Below are 16,948 nucleotides of genomic sequence, written 5' to 3' on the forward strand. Positions count from 1 at the left end.
CGCGTGCGCACCGTTTTTATCATGTACCAATTCGCGACAGTAAACTTGTTCAGTGAAAATCAAAAAGAAATACGCTCCAGTCATCCTGGAAGAACTAAAGCTGGGTCGTGAGCACATTGAAAATCTCGATTTGCTCGAAGAGCTGGTATTTGACTGCCTGTCACTCAACAAAGCCGGGTTACAAGAGCGCTGGCTTGGTATAGGGAAAATTTTATATGCCAATGCAATACGTCTGGAACTTGACGAAGACATTGATCAGTTGACCAGTTTCGCAAGATCTGTTGCTGGCGAGATCATATCTCCCAAAGCACACCGGGATTGGTGGGGCAATGGTTCAAGCTGGGAAAGTCAAAACTATCGCAACTTCCCGCCATTTATCAAAAAAGGCAGTGGTGTCAGAATGTCGCCGGACGGCATACTTAGTCCAGAAGAATCACAGCATTTCATGGCTGGTATGTTTTTGTGGGTTGTGCGTACCGACAAGGATATGCATGCAGATGCGCAGGCGATACTGGATGCGGCCCCAATGAAACTGCTTCTGCTGGAGCGTTTGTAAAATGACATTCGCTAGCAATCGACATAGTCTAAGATTGGCGTTTGAATGGTGCACACGGCGTACTAACACTAAAATGTCGTCATTTGTAGAGTGCTCTATGCGCAACGCTTTTTTTGCCAAGTCGATTCCGTGATCAAGTTAAGTTGAAACTTGAACGGTGCGCACGGCGCACCCTACTGCTGTATTTATCCATTTTTATTGATACCTGAGCGACACGCTTTTTATGAAATTTACCACGCCTTCATCAGATGTTGAAACCAGAGTTACCTCTGGCAAGTCAATGTCAGCATTTTTCTTATTTGGCCTGACATGCTGCCTGCCCAGCCTTGCCATGGCGGATGACTGGAGCGGCTTTCTGGGATTGCTTATCGTCCTGTTTTCACTCCCGGTTGCGGCCATCAGCCTGATTGCGAGCCTGGTGTTGGTCAGCAAGGGCAAGTTCAGACAACCTGGATTTTTCATAAAGTATGCCGCCGTTTTTACAATTGTCGCTGTCGTACTCGTGATTGCCAGCTATACGTGGAATGACAGGAAATCACTTCATTATGCGTTTATAGGTGAATCCATACTGCTGCTCATCATTCTGCTACCGGGGTTCATACAATATCTGCGGCGTCATCGGTATGATGAAAAGAATTGATGCTCAACCTAGATTGCAGCCAGCGGCAGCCTATTTATCGACAAGAGGAATAACATGAATTATGTAAAGGCAGCAATTACAGAACAGGATGCAGCAAGAATCAGGTCTGACATCAAGGCAAGCACGCATTTATATGAACTTGCCAGAATGCATGTGGAGAGCATGACAAAACACCAGTGGATGATAGACCGCGTCGGCAATTCTTATCTGTACAGGGCAGCCGTCCCACGCCTTGACTCTGCAATATCCAACGTATATGCCTACTTTTACGAGGACAGGCTCTATGAAATGCTGGTTACCGGAATGCTTGGTCATTTTTCGGTCAAAATCACGATGAATGATGACTCATTGAACTGGCAGGATGAAAACATGCACCGGGCTTTCAAAGCAGCCCTTCAGGAACTGGGATTGCCTTTCCAAAGCGCAGCAGATGTATTTACTGAAAAATTGGGCATCACCTTTGATAATACCGCTGCCGTTTTTGAATTTTCGGCAAAAAAACCGGGTACCTGAACAGTCTCTTATTTGGCTTAGCGTGTTTTAATAATAAATAGATAATTTTTCTCACGAGAAGTTTGCCCCATCAACGTAGCAGGCACGCGCGCTTCCCCTTAAAATCCAGACCGTTTGTGCTATCCTTACAAATAGACAATATACAACAGCTACAAACACCAACAATAAGCCATCACTCACGATGATGCCCCTGCCACTGCCAAGGCTTTATGGATAACTCACCTGACAAAAAGCCCATCTACGTCACGCAACCCCATTTGCCTCCGCTTGAGGAATTTATTCCTTATCTGGAGAAAATATGGGGCAACAAGATACTGACCAATTGCGGGCCTTTCCATCATCAGCTCGAAGCAGCCTTGTGTGAATATCTGGGTGTTGAGCACCTGGCCCTGTTCAGCAATGGCACACTGGCACTGGTGACCGCCTTGCAGGCGCTGCGCATTACCGGCGAAGTGATCACCACACCTTACTCATTTGTGGCAACCGCGCATTCGCTGCTGTGGAATGGTATCAAGCCCGTGTTTGCAGATATAGACCCGCTTACCCTCAATCTTGACCCATCGCGCATAGAAGCAGCCATTACGCCGCAGACTACGGCCATCATGCCTGTGCACTGCTATGGCAACCCATGTGATGTCGATGCGATTCAGGATATTGCAGACCGCTATAACCTCAAAGTGATCTACGATGCGGCGCATTCGTTTGGTGTCAGGGATCAGGGGGCAGCATATTGCGCCATGGTGACCTGTCTGTACTCAGCTTTCATGCAACCAAGGTATTTAACACCTTTGAAGGTGGGGCCATCGTTTGCCGCGACGCCAAAATCAAGCGTCATATTGACCATCTTAAAAACTTTGGTTTTGTTGATGAAACCACGGTCACAGCGCCTGGCATCAATGGCAAGATGAGCGAGATCAATGCGGCTTTCGGCCTGTTGCAGCTCAAGGATGTGGATAATGCCATTGCCAGGCGCAGGACAATTGATGCGCATTACCGCTCATTGCTCAAGGACGTAAAAGGCATACGCTGCCCTGAACCTGTGAGTCATGAGCTGGCGAACTGCGCTTATTTTCCAGTGATGGTAGGGCCAGACTACCCCATGAGCCGTGATGCACTGTATCAAAAATTACGCGACCACCAGATCTTTGGCAGGCGTTATTTTTACCCCCTGTTATCTGATTTTCCCATGTACCGCGGCCTGCAATCGGCCCAGGGCACAAATTTACCGCACGCCACAATAGCCGCCCAGCAGGTGTTGTGTCTGCCGATTTACCCTGCACTGGAACTGGAACAGGTTGAAGCCATCGTGGCCCTGATTGCATCCTGACATGCCCCCCATGATACCAACGACGCCAGGCCAGGAGCGTCACCGCAGCCTGGGCGTGATGCAACCCTATTTTTTTCCCTACATAGGTTACTTTCAACTGATCGCGGCGGTAGATCAGTTCATCATCTATGACAATATCAAGTACACCAAAAAGGGTTGGATCAACCGTAACCGCTTGCTACAAGACGGCAAGGATGTATTATTTTCACTACCTTTGAAAGCGGGGTCGGATTCGCTGGATATTGTTGAACGTGAGCTGGCAACTGATTTCAAACCTGAGAAATTATTGCGTCAGTTTCGCAATGCCTATGGCCGTGCGCCGTTTTTTGCGCAGACCATGCCACTTGTTGAACGCATCGTGTTGCATGATGACCAGAATCTGTTCAACTTCCTGCATCATGGCCTGATCGCGACTTGCCAGCATCTGGGTATCACTACTCCCATACATGTATCATCTGCTGTGAATATCGATCATGAGCTCAAAAGCCAGGACAAGGTCATCGCGCTATGCAAGGCAATGGGTGCAAGCAGGTATATTAACGCCATAGGAGGCATGGATTTATATTCAGGCAGTGTATTCAATGAACATGGTATTGCACTCAACTTCATACGTACTGCTGCATTTGAATATGCTCAGTATGGGGCGCCGTTTGTGCCTTCGCTATCTATTGTTGATGTCATGATGTTCAATTCACTGGAGAATATCAGGCAACAAGTCGGGCAAGGCTATGATTTAATCTGATCTGTCATCTATCGCTACCCGCTCTCAGGCAAGCCGGGATAACCGAAATCATCGCCTGACACTGGTTTGACAACACCATGCAGGGGGACGATAATTTCGACAAAGTTGCCAGAAAAAAATGTCACTATAAACAATAATGCTTGATGGCAGGCACAAACCATGAGTGAAACCACAACAATTCACTTCATTTACCAGGAAATAGATCAGGCATGACCAATATACTCGACACCCATGTGCAAGCCTATGAAGGTTCCAGCATTTACGAGTTTGACAATCAGATCCAGCTACAATGGTATCCGGAACGCGTCGCCCAATTTTCTGACGGTGCCCATTCGCTGCTGGAACTGGGTCTGGGTCACGGCATTACTGCCAACATGTTTGAGAAGCATTTTTCCCGCCATGTGGTGATTGATGCCTCGCGCGCGGTGATTGATCAGTTTCGTAGCCGCTTCCCCGACTCCAGGGCAGAGATAGTTGAAGCCTATTTTGAAAATTTTTCCACTGAAGAGCGCTTTGATGTCATCGTCTTTGGTTACATCCTGGAACATGTAGACGATCCTGTACGCATACTCAAGCATTTCCGCCAATTTCTGGCACCAGAGGGGCGCATGTTTGTGACTGTGCCAAATGCAGAAGTGCTGAACCGTCGCCTGGGCCATCTCGCGGGCTTGCTGCCAGACATGCAGGAATTGTCTGACTACGATCATTTATTAGGGCATAAGCGTTATTACACCGTTCATACCTTGACAAAAGATATTCTTGAAGCGGGCTATGAGATCAAGCGCATGGAAGGTATTTACCTCAAACCCTTGACGACAAGGCAAATGCTGTCACTAAATTTCGATGCCAATATCATCCGCGCATTTTGCCTCGCAGCGATCGATTATCCAGAGCTCTCCTGCGGTATCCTGGCAGAACTGACTTTGCCAGCAGCCTGATCCATGAGCGGCAAACACAAGATACTGGTCTTTCCTGCGGGCTCTGAAATCGGTCTGGAAATTTATAACTCGCTTAAATATAGCCACCATGTCGAGCTGTTTGGTGCTTCAGGCAAGAATGATCATGCCTCTTATGTGTATGACGAGTCCCATTATATCGAGGACACGTTTTACGTGGACCGGCCAGATTTCATCGAGCGCTTCAACAACTTGCTGCTCAGGCTGGGGATAGCATTTGTCTATCCTACGCATGATACGATCGCTAATTTTCTGGCGGCACACCAGGATCAACTCGCGGCCAGGATCATTACTTCCTGTGCACAAACCAATCAGATCGCACGTTCAAAAAGCCTTACCTATGCGAAGTTCAGCGCATTTGCTTTTTGCCCGCAGATATTTTCTGGGCAAGACAAGGCACTGACATTCCCGGTATTTCTGAAGCCCGACGACGGCCAGGGTGGAAAAGGCAGCTACCTGGCCTCGGATCAGGCGGAGCTGGAATTCTATTTGCACAAAGATCCTGGCTTGCTCATCAGCGAGTTTTTGCCAGGTGAAGAATTGAGTGTGGATTGCTTCACCGACTTCAAGGGTGATTTAAAATTCATCGGCCCCAGGACGCGGGAGCGCGTGCAGATGGGCATCTCGTTCCGCTCGACCGCAATTGAGCTAAGCAGTGAAATCGAAGAGATTGCCAACACGATCAATAGTACTGTCGCTCTCAACGGTGCCTGGTTTTTCCAGGTAAAAAAGGACCGTGCAGGAAAATTCAAGCTGCTGGAATTTGCGCCACGCCAGTCCAGCACCATGGGTTTGTACCGTGCCGCAGGTATCAATTTTGCGCTGCTGAGCCTGTTCAATGCACTGAAAATCCCGGTGCACATCATGAAGAACAATTATGCACTGCAACTCGACCGTTGCCTGCATAACCGCTACAGGGCAGACTTCAAGTATTTCCATGTGTATATTGATCTTGATGAGACGCTCATCATAGGCAGCCATGTTCATCCCATGGTGATGGCTTTCGTCTATCAGTGCCGCAACCGCGGCATAGGCCTCACCCTCATCACCAAGCACCGCGCCGATGTCAGCGCCAGCCTGCGTGATTGTGGCATCGCTGAAAACTTGTTTAGCGCCATCATTCATCTGACAGAAGAACAGCCAAAGTGGCAGTCCATCAAGGGAGACGGGGCCATATTCATCGACAATTACTGGCATGACAGGCTGGAGGTAGCGCAAAAGCTGGGGATACCCGTGTTTGATGTCGATGCCGTTGAAACGCTGCTGGCATAAGCGCAAGCCAGCCCAGCCATCTGCCATCTGTCATGTGATATTTGGCATTTGGTACTCGCAAGGAAAATACATGTTCAAGTGGGAAAAACTAGGGAAAATATTTGACCCCAGAGATATGGAAGGCAAGAGCTGGATGCATGAGTTTGCCCAGTCGCCTTCGGTCGTTATCCATGATGATTACGTCAGGGTGTATTTCTGTTCCCGTCCTGCCCCGTCTGCAGATGGGCAATACCTCAGCTACCTGGCCCACATAGATCTCGACCGTAATGACCTGACTCAGGTAAAGAATGTCTGCCAGCAGCCAGCACTCAGCCTTGGCGGGCTGGGATGCTTCGATGAGTTTGGCACCAATCCTGTCTCTGTTATTCGTGATGGAGAACAACACCGTGTCTATTATGCGGGCTGGACGCGTTGCGAATCAGTACCCTTCAATGGAGCCATAGGTGTTGCTGTCAGCCATGACGGCGGCAATAGCTTTGTACGTCTTGGAGATGGGCCTGTCATTTCATATAGCCTTGACGAGCCTTTTCTCATGGGCAGCCCGAGAATAAGAAAGTTCAACGACAAATGGACGCTCTGGTATGTCGCTGGCAAGGAATGGATTAAAACCAGCGGCAGGCCAGAACCCGTCTATCGCATACGCATGGCCAGCTCGGACAATGGCTACGACTGGGAAAAAGCAGGTCGCGATCTGATCGAAAGCCGTCTCGGTGAACAAGAATGCCAGGCCTGCCCGGACGTGCTTTACCGTGACGGTTTATACCATATGTTTTTTTCTTACCGCAGCACCGAGAACTATAAAAGCAAGCAAGGCGGCTACCGTATAGGCTATGCCAGCTCAAGTGACATGTTGAACTGGCACAGGGATGACGACAGAGCTGGCATACAGGTCTCTGAGTCTGGCTGGGATTCAGAGATGGTCAATTACCCGCATGTCTTTATGCTTGATGGTGATGTTTACATGCTCTACCAGGGCAACGAGATGGGCCGCACTGGCATGGGTCTGGCGCGTATGGCACCGGGACAACATTGGGGGCAGGTATGAAGTGGATCAAGTTGGGCAAGATTTTTGATCCGTCTGCCCACCCCCTGCCGCCACCCTGCTTTGGCTATGCCCAGTCACCGCAGGCCCTGGTCATGGCTGACCGGGTACGCATCTATTTTTCAACCCGGGAACGCGACAGCAGCGGCAAGTTCCTCAGCCACATTGCTTTTGTCGATTTCGACAAAAATATGCGGGACGTCATCAGCACTTCAACACATGAAGTGATCAAGCTGGGCAAACTGGGATGCTTTGACGAACATGGCATTTTCCCTGTCAATGTGCTGCGTGATGGCAATCGCATACTGGCTTTTACCACAGGCTGGAACAGGAAAGTATCCGTATCTGCAGATGCAGCGATAGGCCTGGCCATCAGCCATGATGAAGGGCTGACCTTTGAGAAACCGGGTGATGGCCCGGTGCTGGCAGCTTCATTGCACGAACCTTTTCTGGTCGGCGATGCCTTCGTCATGCGCGAGCAGGGGCAGTACCACATGTGGTATATCCACGGTACGAGGTGGGTAAAGCAATCGGATACGTCGGCACCTGACCGTGTCTATAAAATTGCCCACGCCACATCCGGCGATGCCATACACTGGCAACGCGAAGGCCGCCTCATTATTGCGGACAGACTCAATGAAAATGAATGCCAGGCTCTGCCGACCGTCTTCAGGCAAGGTGATATCTATCACATGTATTTTTGCTACCGGCAGGCACATGACTTCAGGAGCCAGCACAGCAGCGCCTACAGGCTGGGTTACGCCTGGTCCAGGGATATGCTGAACTGGGAAAGGGACGACAGCCTGGCCGGCATAGATGTATCTGCAGACGACTGGGATTCACAGATGCAGTGTTATCCTCATGTATTTGAAATGGACGGCAAATTTTATATGCTCTACAACGGCAATGAGTTTGGCCGCGGCGGTTTTGGTCTGGCCGTACTTGAGACCAGCGTCTAAACAAGCAAGGAAATATTTATGGACAGCAAGCGCAACTACAACGCCGAACTCGATGATGCAGGCAATCGTGAGAACGAAAAATACGCCTATTCGTTTGACTTTGATGTACTGCATCACTACATGATCAAATCTTTCGAGCCCTTCATCAATAATGGCAGCATACTGGAACTGGGTAGCTACAAAGGCAACTTCACCAAGCGACTGCAGGCCTTTTCTGACGATATTACCTGCGTCGAAGCGTCGGACACGGCCATCGCTGAAGCACGTGCCAGTTTTGGTGAAAGCCTGCATTTTTTCAATGCCGAATTTGAAAAAGTGCAATTGCCACGCCGCTATGACAATATCGTACTGACCCATGTACTTGAACACCTGGATGACCCGGTAATGGTACTGAAACGTATCAATGATGAATGGTTGTCTGACAAAGGCCGTCTCTTCCTGGTTTGTCCCAATGCAAATGCCCCTTCACGCCAGATTGCCGTGAAGATGGGTTTAATTTCGCACAATGCTGCTGTCACGCCCGCCGAGGCAGAACATGGGCACAGGTGCACTTATTCGTTGGACACCATGGAGCGCGACGCCGTCGCTGCCGGCTTGAAGGTAGTCCACCGTTCCGGTATTTTTTTTAAGGCACTCGCCAATTTCCAGTGGGACCGTTTGCTCAACACCGACATCATTTCTCCAGCCTATATCGAAGGCTGCTATCAATTAGGCCAACAGTACCCGGACTTGTGCGCGAGTATTTTCCTGATGTGTGAAAAAGGCCAAGCAAAAACACCAAACCCGGCAGTTGGAGCAAGCTGATATGAGCAAGGCCATACTTATTTTCCCGGCGGGCATGCCACGTGCATTAAGCTTCCTGGAGCAATGTCTGCGTGACGGAAGCAAGGTCATAGGCGCATCTTCGCTGGCGCATGATCCATCCCGCCCGTCTTATCCGGAATGGCAGTATTTGCCATATATCTCTGACGCTGGTTTTGACCAAGCCCTGGCCAGGGCGATACAAGAACAGGACATAGGCAGTATCTACACCGCCAACCCTGTAGTCTGGGATCATCTGCAACAGCATCTTGGACAAATCGCACCAGGCGTAAAATTACTCAATGAAGCACCGGCGAACGAAGAATTGACACGCTTTCGCGCCGCAAAGAAACGCGCCCATGAGCTGCTGGGCCATCGCTTGCCGCTTCAGGATGCAGCAGCAAAGCCTGGCCTGAGCATCGCCCAGTTAACGTCGCTGTTACTGCATACTGATGCCATACCAGGTATGTGTGATCATCAGAAAGTCCATGCCTTGTATGAGGTTGCCAGGCATAGTCCGTCTGGCGACCTGGTCGAGATCGGTAGCTGGTGGGGCAAATCTGCCTTTGTGCTATTAAGACTGGCGCAGTGTTTTAACATAGGCCATGTGCTTTGTGTTGATCCGTGGTCCGACGAACACCTGGTACAGCAGGACGCCAGCGCCATCGTCGATAAAGTATCAAAGCAGGTCAGTGCGGACGAAGCCTTTGACGTGTTTCTTGGCAATTTGCTGCCTTATGCCAGAGCAGATATCAACTATCTGCGTATGCCCTCCACCGCTGGGGCAATAGAATATGGCACACAAAAATCCGTGCAGACGGAGGCCTTTGGTGAGACGCGTTATCAGGGCCAGATTGCCTTACTGCATATCGATGGCAACCACAGTTTTGATAATGCCAGTGCTGACATCCTGGCATGGAGCAAGTATGTGGTCAGCGGTGGCTGGATAGTCATCGACGATTACACCTGGCCTTTTGGCGATGGCCCGCGCCGCGCTGCAGATGCTTACCTCGCCCATCATCATGCAGAGATAGATACAGCATTTTTTATGGGTGGTGCGCTTTTTATCCAGAAAAAAGTCCAGCACGCATGATCATCGCATTATCATAGGCATGCTAAAAACGACCGGCGTGCAATGCATTACTGCACGTCCGTCAAATCCTTTTCAAGCACCTCAAACGACTGTGCAGGCAAACCTTGACACCAGTTTTGCCACATGATGCGCAAGGCGCGTTGCAAACCACGGGCAATCAGTTCAGGGCGGCCCGGTACGGATTGCTGTATGCGTGCCCGCATCCCCATGCGCAGGCTGCCCAGACTGTTCAAATCAGCAGCATTAGCCGCTGCCTTGCGTACGAATTCGTCAGCATTGCCAGCAATGTAGTTCTCCAGCCCCAGATGCCCCATGACAGATGTACTTGTGCGGCTGGGTATGGTCTGACCATGCATGGTCATGGTAGGAACACCCATCCACAGTGCATACATGGTAGTTGTACCACCAGAGTAAGGGAAGGTATCCAGGCAGATATCCACCTGCTGATGCAGCATCAGGTATTTACGCAAGTCACAATGCGGCTCAAACATCAGGCGATCTGCACTGATACCTGCGTCAGCAAACCAGCCACGGATGAGCGGGTGCTCACCGTCGGCAGGCATGGAACCCAGCAACATGCGCGAGTTGGGCACAGACTGCAAGACCCTGGCCCAGATCGCGACGACTTCTGCATTGATCTTGCCGACACGGTTAAAACTGCCAAAGGTGATATAGCCTTTCGCCAGCGCTGGCAGGGTCACCAGGTCAGGAGGGTTCACCGTCGATTTGAACGGCGCATTGGCTGGCAGACGGACTATCTTCTCGACAAACTGCGACTCAAACTGCCCAGGTGGCAGGATAAACCGGTCAGACAGGAAGTAGTCAACAGAACGGAAGCCAGTAGTGCCGGGGTAACCCATCCAGCTCACCTGCACTGGTGCTGGCTTGTACGCAAACGCCTGCAACCTGTGCATGCTGGTGTGGCTGGAAAGATCGATGAGTATATCGACGCCATCCTTCGTGATCTGGGTGACCAGGTCAGCGTCAGACAGCCCAGCCACCTTGCGCCATTGTTTAAAGCGGGAACGGATGCGGTAAGTGATCTCGTCTTCTACGCTATTGTTATAGTAAATATAGACAGCGACATCATTCGCAGCGGCCAGGTGTTCAAGCACAGGCTCGATGAAAGATGCCACTGCATGATTGCATAAATCTGCCGAGACAAAGCCTACCCTCAATTGCTTTTGCGGATCACGCTGGTTTTGATGTCTGGGCCAGGCATCGCGCAAGCCAGCCTCATAGATATCGCCTATGCGGCAATGTTCAGCAAACAGGGCTTGCGGATCGGTCGCCTGATTTTCAACCATGTTGAATAATTTCCAGCTGGCCAGCTCCAGGCGCTGGTCGATCAGGCCGGGATCAACCTCCAGAGCCTGTTTAAGTGCCTGTTCTGCATCCGCAATCTTGCCCTGGGATTTGAGGATGGACGCCAGTATGCAATAAAAATCACCTGCCTGCGGTGCATGCTCAATAGCGCTGCGGCAGCTCGCCCCGGCCTCTTCAAGCTTGTGCTGCCCCATCAGCAACAGGGCGAGATTGATATGTGCATACGCATGTTGCGGGTTGATCTCAAGCACGGCCCTGAAACTGCGCTCGGCACTGGCCGTCAGCCCCTGCCCTATCTGTATGCCGCCGAGATTAAAATGCGCCTCGACAAAATCAGGCTTGATCCTGATCGCTGCCTGGTAGCAGCTTACCGCTTCGGCCATGTGCCTTAGCTGCGTCTGCTTTTCTGCTAGCTGGAAATGCCAGTTGGCATCCTCAGTCACGCTGGCGATCAGGCGCTGGTAATGGCTGTCGGCCTGTACCAGGCGGTCTTGCGAACCCAAAGTATCGAGCAGGATGGCGCGTGCTTCTGTATGGGCAGGCTGTACTTCCAGCAAGCGCCACAACCAGGTTTCAGCTTCTGCCCCTTTGGCCTGGGCCAGCAGCGCGTTACTCAACATCCACAATAATTGGGGAGATACCGGAGCGGCATTGCTGGCTTGTTTCAGCAATGCCTCAGCCTCGGCATAGCGCGCCTGCGTCAGCAGTATTCCACTCAAGTTAACATAGGCATTGACAGAACCGGGATTGATTTCCAGCACGCGCCGGAAACATGGCTCAGCCTCAGCCAGCCTGTTTTGCCCCTGCAACAAAGTCCCCAGGTTGAAATGCGCAAAAGAAAAAGCCGGGTTGATTGCTATGGCCTGGCGATAACTGGCCTCTGCCTCGGGCAAGCGGTTTTGCATCGTCAGGTTGGCGGCCAGGTTGAAATGCGCCACGGTGTTGCCAGCTTCACGGGTAATCAATTGCCTGTAAATGGCTTCAGCCTCTGCACTGCGGCCTTGCCCATCAAGGGTCAGGCCAAGATTAATCGCCGCATCACCAAAGCCGGGTGCAATTTCCAGGGCACGGCGATAAGCCACTTCAGCCACCTCCAGTTGCCCACGCTCATAGGCAATATCGCCCAGCTTGTTGTGCACCTGCGCATCTTGCGGGTCAAGCACAAGCGCCTGCTGGCAGTAATCTTTTGCCTCGTCGAGTTTGCCAGCAGCAAACAAATGATTAGCCTGCTCCAGCAAGCTACCCACTGCTGACAGTTGCCCTGCGACAGGCGTCGGCTTCGCCGGGCTCTCAATTGGCCCGCCAACCGCCTGTTCAGGCGGAGTCACTGGCTTTGCCACAGGCTGAACTTCAGCCTCATTGCCTGCACCCATGCGCTTTTTAAACCAGGAAAACATCCAGATATCCTTTGCTCAGTACCGTTTGCCACTATATCCCAGGCGATGAGACCGCCTCAGTGGCCAAACACAAATATTAACGCAGGATAACATTGACAAGCCTGATTCTAAAGCTTGAATCTAAAGTCTGAACCTAAAGCCAGATTCTGAGGCCCGCTGCGTGAAACAGCCTGAGTTACTCCAGTCACATCCCCAGTACATCGAAGTATTTCTCACCCGACAGCCAAATCATTGCATAATTGCTACCGCGCAATTGCTTGCGAGTGCCAGCAAACCCGGCGAAAAAAGTGAACCACAAGTTCACGCACAATATGGAGACACCATGAACAAGAAAATAGCCAGTGCATACACACTGAGCCTGTTGGCAACAGTTTTGGCAGCGACACTGGGAGGATGTGGTGGCGGTTCAGGTGGCAGCGGCAATGCCAGCACCGCGCCCGACACTGGCAATCAAACCCAGGTCAGCACCAGCCTGGTACCCATCATCTTGCCAGGGCCGGTTCCGGCAGATTCACCGCCACCACCCACGGGTGGCAGTTACGCGATGTCACTGGCGATTCCGCCACGTCACCAGTGGAATGCCAACTACGGCTATTGCGGCGAAACCGCCTTCATCAGTGCCGGTTTGTATTACGGCCAGTATGTATCGCAGTACACCGCACGCGCTGCCGCAACACCGGGTTTGAGCCAAAACGATGTCAACAGCCAGTTGCTAGTCTCGGTCAATGACCTGACAGCAGCAGCCAACATGCATCTGAATGCCGTTGAGTGGAACGGGCTGTCAAACGCCACCACGACCAGCCAGTACCTGGCCTGGATCAAGGGCTATGTGCTGGCTGGTTATCCGGTCATCATGGGTATCTATGTGAACCAGTATCAGCCTGGCGGCAACCCTGCGACTGGTTTTTCCAGCTATGACCATATCGTGCCGGTTAATGGCATCGCCTCCAGCCACCCGCTGGTACCGGGATTGAACCAGACTTATTACGCCGACGATATTTTGCAATTCAGCGATAACAGCGGCACCAATAATGCCAATTACCCCAATCAATTCACTGCCCCGCCAGTGGCCGCAGCTTATCTGTTCCAATATGGCTTCGACAAATTCCAGATGACACGCACCCAGGCCAACGCCCAGGCTGCACCACCGTATTCGCTGGCACTGCATAGCAGCAGTAACAACATCAATTCAGCCGTTGCCATTACCGGTGTCATCGATATAAATAGAGAAACGGTGCCAGTGCGGCTGGCAACCGACCTGAATTACGAAAACCCGGCAATGAGCAAAGGCGCAAACACTCCGCCCATGGCAGCGCCGCTGACCCTGACTGCCACCGTATATGGCCTCAGCGTTGGAGTGAAATACAATGTGTATCAATACGATTCGCTGGCAGCCATCCCCAATTCGTCTTTCAACGCCAATGCTGCCTCAGCCACGCAAACCTTCAGCTTCACCGCCACCGATTCCACCTATGTGCTGCCGCAGGTAAAAATCATGTCTAACCAGACTGCAGCCTTCCGCGCGGTGCCTGCGTCGGCGCGGTGAAGAAATACCTTGAAGCCGGACACTGGGTAAATATGCAGTCATGACTACATGAATCAACAGCCCAGATGCGGGGGCACTGTTCCCCGCTACGACTCCAAAGCATAATTAATCAACCTGACTGCTTACCGATGATAAATAAAAACCTGCTGGTCTTGCTATTTACCGCCCTGGTCCCATTCTCTGCATGCATTGCGCAAGACATAAACCAGACACAGTCTCAAACCACTTCAATAAAAATCGACAAGGCGTTGACCCCGGAAATAGGCGGAATAAAACAGTTTATCGAGATTAAAACCGATGATGCCAACAAGCCCGTCCTGCTATTTTTATCGGGCGGCCCCGGAAGCTCAATGATAAGCAATGCGGCAGCTTTCACAACTATCTTGAAAGACAGATTTACGATAGTCCAATGGGACCAGCGAGATGCCGGTAAGACCCTGAAACTCAATCTCTCACCCGTACAGCCCTCGGTTGAGCTCATGGAGAAGGATACCTATGAAGTCATACAATTCATCAGGAAAGAATTAAAACAGGAAAAAATATATTTGCTCGGCAGCTCCTGGGGCAATGTCCTGGGTTTTTACATCGTCAAAAACCACCCCGAATTACTGCATGCCTATTTTGCGTCCAATCCCGTCATCAGCCAGCTCGCCAGTGAAAAAGAATTGCTGGCGGCCCTGAAGAACCATTTCAAGGACAATGCAATCGCCAGCGCTGAACTGGCCAGCGTTAATATCCCGTTTAAAATCGATGAAGACCTGCTCTACCTGAGAAAATGGCTGCTGTACAAAGAAGGCAAAGAGTTCGCAACCAGTGCCGAATTCAGGAATGGTTTTCTGCAATGGTCAAAAACCTGGTCGCCTGTATGGAACGCCGTCATGAATATGGATTTGCCAAAGACCTTGAAAGAAGTCGATTGCCCGGTGTATTTTTTCGTGGGCAAAAACGATATACAAACATCTGCCCAGATTACCAAAGACTATTTCGCGCAATTGAAGGCACCAAAGAAAGCGCTGTTTTTATTTGAACATTCTGGCCATCAGATTCATAAAGACGAGGCAGAAAAATTTCAGCAGACTATCATCAGCACCTTGCCTGCGGTGGCGACAGGAAAGTAGGGAGGGTTTTTATGCCGGGGCTGATTATTAGCTCCGGCAATCTGGCTGTAGCAATCACATACCAGCTATAAACCATCATCAACACCCGAGCTTGGAAATGCAGGAAGTCACGCCTTCCTTTTATCGGACCTCAATGTCAAACAACGGCGTATCCAAACGATAACAGCGCAGGCCATGCCAAAAGAAAGCAAGACATTCATCGTTATCTCAAGAACAAAACTTAACGTGGCCTTTGAAAAGTAAAACGTCAACACGCCAGTAAAACTTGCCCCAACAGCCGCAAACCAAGAAATTAGTCCAGGATTCGGTGGCGACGTTCCATCCTTCAAATGGACGGTACTTCGAATAAGTATTGCCGTGAGTATGACCCAAAGCGGTATTAGTAGCCATAAACACTTATTGCCAAAAGTGTGACCAAGTATAAGCAAGGAAAAAGACGAATAGGCAATGAAGAGTGGTATCCAGAGAACCAGACACCAAGCGTAAAACTGGATGTTTGGGTACTTATTTTTTCTGAATACCAGGATGACCAATATTCCCAGTGCCGTCTCGATTGCGAGAAACTCCTTCCACCAGAAATTGGGGGCCAGGTCGTAATTGAGCAAAAGAAGATAAGAATAAAAAATGGCTCCCCAATTGCCTAGCAGTTTCTCATCTTCAAAACTCATTTACGTTTACTTTCCGGGTATTCCGAAAGGGTTTATGTTGTTTCATATTCCGTATAGATTAAACTTCGCGCTGTCTTGCTTTGTCGGGCTCATTTTTATATCCTATGTGAAGGAAAGATCTGAGTCCAAATTCAATCTAAATCCAAGCCCGGCTCTACGCGACATGAATTGTTGAAACAAATACCCAAAGAATTAGCAACACAATAGCAAATAAGCTCAAAACGCCTATCTTCACATACCGTCTGACTGAACCATCGGGTCGAAAAAGCATTTGACGAATCCGGTCATGTCGTCCCAGCTTTCACCACCAATCCGGCCCGGCGCTGCCTTTCTCCGAACCTGAAAAGTAAATCAGCACGGCAATGACAGTAATGGCCAGGGTAAAAAAGAATTTTATATTCAGTGGCATCAAACACCCGCAAGGATAATAAACATAGAAATGTCAGACGTGCTCTCGCTGCAGATACCACCCAAGTTTTTTCTCAAACCAGGGTAACGCGCAACGTTTAACGTCGGCCACAGCCTTATCAACGGCCAGTTGAACCCTCATTTTCGCTTCATCGTCGCCAATCTCGCGCATTTCATCAGCCATGAATTCTGCCTGAAAGGCAGCTATATCATCTATCGTCGAATTGGGTTTCCAGAATGGCCAGTTTAATGCTATTTCCTCAGGTTTGAAGCCAGCCATTGGGCCAGACAGTAATTGAAAGAAGACCGTCGCACTCGGTGCAGAAATAACTGTATCCGAAAAAGGTTCCATGGTCCAAGGAACATCCGCCTTTCTCGCCGTCTCTGACCATTGACAATATCCTTCAAAGTAATCGAGACGAGGATGCGTAGAAAACCATATTGTGAAAGTCAACTTATCAACGGGATTCCAGATAAATACAACTGGCTTTCCGGATGGTTTTGCCTCGTCTGCTGCTTTCCTTGATGGTGTCTCTTTCAAAGTAAATTCCGGGAGGACGCCATGCATTTTTTCGACCAGGATT

The 16,948-nt window shown here is 50.3% G+C and carries 15 protein-coding genes and 1 pseudogene; 13 read left to right on the forward strand and 3 right to left on the reverse strand.

Annotated features, from left to right (window positions below; all coding sequences use genetic code 11):
• Window positions 1-52 precede the first annotated feature (52 nt).
• The 11 genes and pseudogenes from UNDKW_RS20245 (at window position 53) to UNDKW_RS20295 (ending at window position 9,901) form a co-directional block, all read left to right on the forward strand.
• On the forward strand, window positions 53-556 hold the full coding sequence (locus UNDKW_RS20245; protein WP_162060180.1) for a hypothetical protein: 504 nt from the start codon (window positions 53-55) through the stop codon (window positions 554-556).
• A gap of 223 nt (window positions 557-779) precedes the next feature.
• Entirely contained in the window at window positions 780-1,196 is a 417-nt protein-coding gene (locus UNDKW_RS20250) for a hypothetical protein (RefSeq protein WP_162060181.1), read from the forward strand.
• Between the two features lie 54 nt (window positions 1,197-1,250).
• The gene (locus UNDKW_RS20255; protein ID WP_162060182.1) at window positions 1,251-1,709 is read left to right on the forward strand and encodes a hypothetical protein; all 459 of its coding nucleotides are present in this window, start codon (window positions 1,251-1,253) and stop codon (window positions 1,707-1,709) included.
• Window positions 1,710-1,918: 209 nt separating this feature from the next.
• A pseudogene (locus UNDKW_RS20260) lies at window positions 1,919-3,036 on the forward strand (DegT/DnrJ/EryC1/StrS family aminotransferase).
• A 1-nt stretch (window position 3,037) separates the two neighbouring features.
• Window positions 3,038-3,778 (forward strand): WbqC family protein, encoded by a 741-nt coding sequence (locus UNDKW_RS20265; RefSeq protein ID WP_232063060.1) that lies wholly within the window; start codon window positions 3,038-3,040, stop codon window positions 3,776-3,778.
• A gap of 209 nt (window positions 3,779-3,987) precedes the next feature.
• Complete coding sequence (locus UNDKW_RS20270) at window positions 3,988-4,716, forward strand: class I SAM-dependent methyltransferase (protein ID WP_162060183.1); 729 nt, start codon at window positions 3,988-3,990, stop codon at window positions 4,714-4,716.
• 3 nt (window positions 4,717-4,719) lie between these two features.
• On the forward strand, window positions 4,720-6,006 hold the full coding sequence (locus UNDKW_RS20275) for an ATP-grasp domain-containing protein (RefSeq protein ID WP_162060184.1): 1,287 nt from the start codon (window positions 4,720-4,722) through the stop codon (window positions 6,004-6,006).
• 70 nt (window positions 6,007-6,076) lie between these two features.
• Window positions 6,077-7,051, forward strand: a complete 975-nt coding sequence (locus UNDKW_RS20280; RefSeq protein WP_162060185.1) for a glycosylase — start codon at window positions 6,077-6,079, stop codon at window positions 7,049-7,051.
• Window positions 7,048-8,007, forward strand: coding sequence for a hypothetical protein (locus UNDKW_RS20285; RefSeq protein ID WP_162060186.1), 960 nt, complete (start codon window positions 7,048-7,050; stop codon window positions 8,005-8,007). The genes UNDKW_RS20280 and UNDKW_RS20285 overlap by 4 nt, the downstream gene beginning before the upstream one ends.
• Window positions 8,008-8,025: 18 nt before the next feature.
• Window positions 8,026-8,811, forward strand: a complete 786-nt coding sequence (locus UNDKW_RS20290; RefSeq protein ID WP_162060187.1) for a class I SAM-dependent methyltransferase — start codon at window positions 8,026-8,028, stop codon at window positions 8,809-8,811.
• Between the two features lies 1 nt (window position 8,812).
• Window positions 8,813-9,901 carry a class I SAM-dependent methyltransferase gene (locus UNDKW_RS20295; RefSeq protein ID WP_162060188.1) on the forward strand — a complete coding sequence of 363 codons (1,089 nt, stop codon included), beginning with the start codon at window positions 8,813-8,815 and terminating at the stop codon, window positions 9,899-9,901.
• A gap of 47 nt (window positions 9,902-9,948) precedes the next feature.
• Here the strand turns inward: UNDKW_RS20295 and UNDKW_RS20300 are convergent, their stop codons facing one another.
• The gene (locus UNDKW_RS20300) at window positions 9,949-12,624 is read right to left on the reverse strand and encodes a tetratricopeptide repeat protein (protein WP_162060189.1); all 2,676 of its coding nucleotides are present in this window, start codon (window positions 12,622-12,624) and stop codon (window positions 9,949-9,951) included.
• Window positions 12,625-12,946: 322 nt separating this feature from the next.
• Here UNDKW_RS20300 and UNDKW_RS20305 point away from each other — a divergent pair, with 322 nt between their 5' ends.
• The gene (locus UNDKW_RS20305) at window positions 12,947-14,170 is read left to right on the forward strand and encodes a C39 family peptidase (protein ID WP_197892942.1); all 1,224 of its coding nucleotides are present in this window, start codon (window positions 12,947-12,949) and stop codon (window positions 14,168-14,170) included.
• A gap of 128 nt (window positions 14,171-14,298) precedes the next feature.
• Window positions 14,299-15,288 carry an alpha/beta fold hydrolase gene (locus UNDKW_RS20310; RefSeq protein WP_162060190.1) on the forward strand — a complete coding sequence of 330 codons (990 nt, stop codon included), beginning with the start codon at window positions 14,299-14,301 and terminating at the stop codon, window positions 15,286-15,288.
• 107 nt (window positions 15,289-15,395) lie between these two features.
• On the opposite strand, the gene UNDKW_RS20315 is transcribed toward UNDKW_RS20310, so the two are convergent.
• Together UNDKW_RS20315 and UNDKW_RS20320 are read right to left on the reverse strand one after the other, a co-directional pair.
• A complete protein-coding gene (locus UNDKW_RS20315) occupies window positions 15,396-15,956 on the reverse strand; it encodes a hypothetical protein (RefSeq protein ID WP_162060191.1) in 561 nt (186 codons plus the stop codon).
• Window positions 15,957-16,398: 442 nt separating this feature from the next.
• Window positions 16,399-16,905, reverse strand: a complete 507-nt coding sequence (locus tag UNDKW_RS20320; RefSeq protein WP_162060192.1) for a hypothetical protein — start codon at window positions 16,903-16,905, stop codon at window positions 16,399-16,401.
• Window positions 16,906-16,948 lie beyond the last annotated feature (43 nt).

The organism is Undibacterium sp. KW1, from assembly GCF_009937955.1.
Taxonomy (GTDB): domain Bacteria; phylum Pseudomonadota; class Gammaproteobacteria; order Burkholderiales; family Burkholderiaceae_D; genus Undibacterium.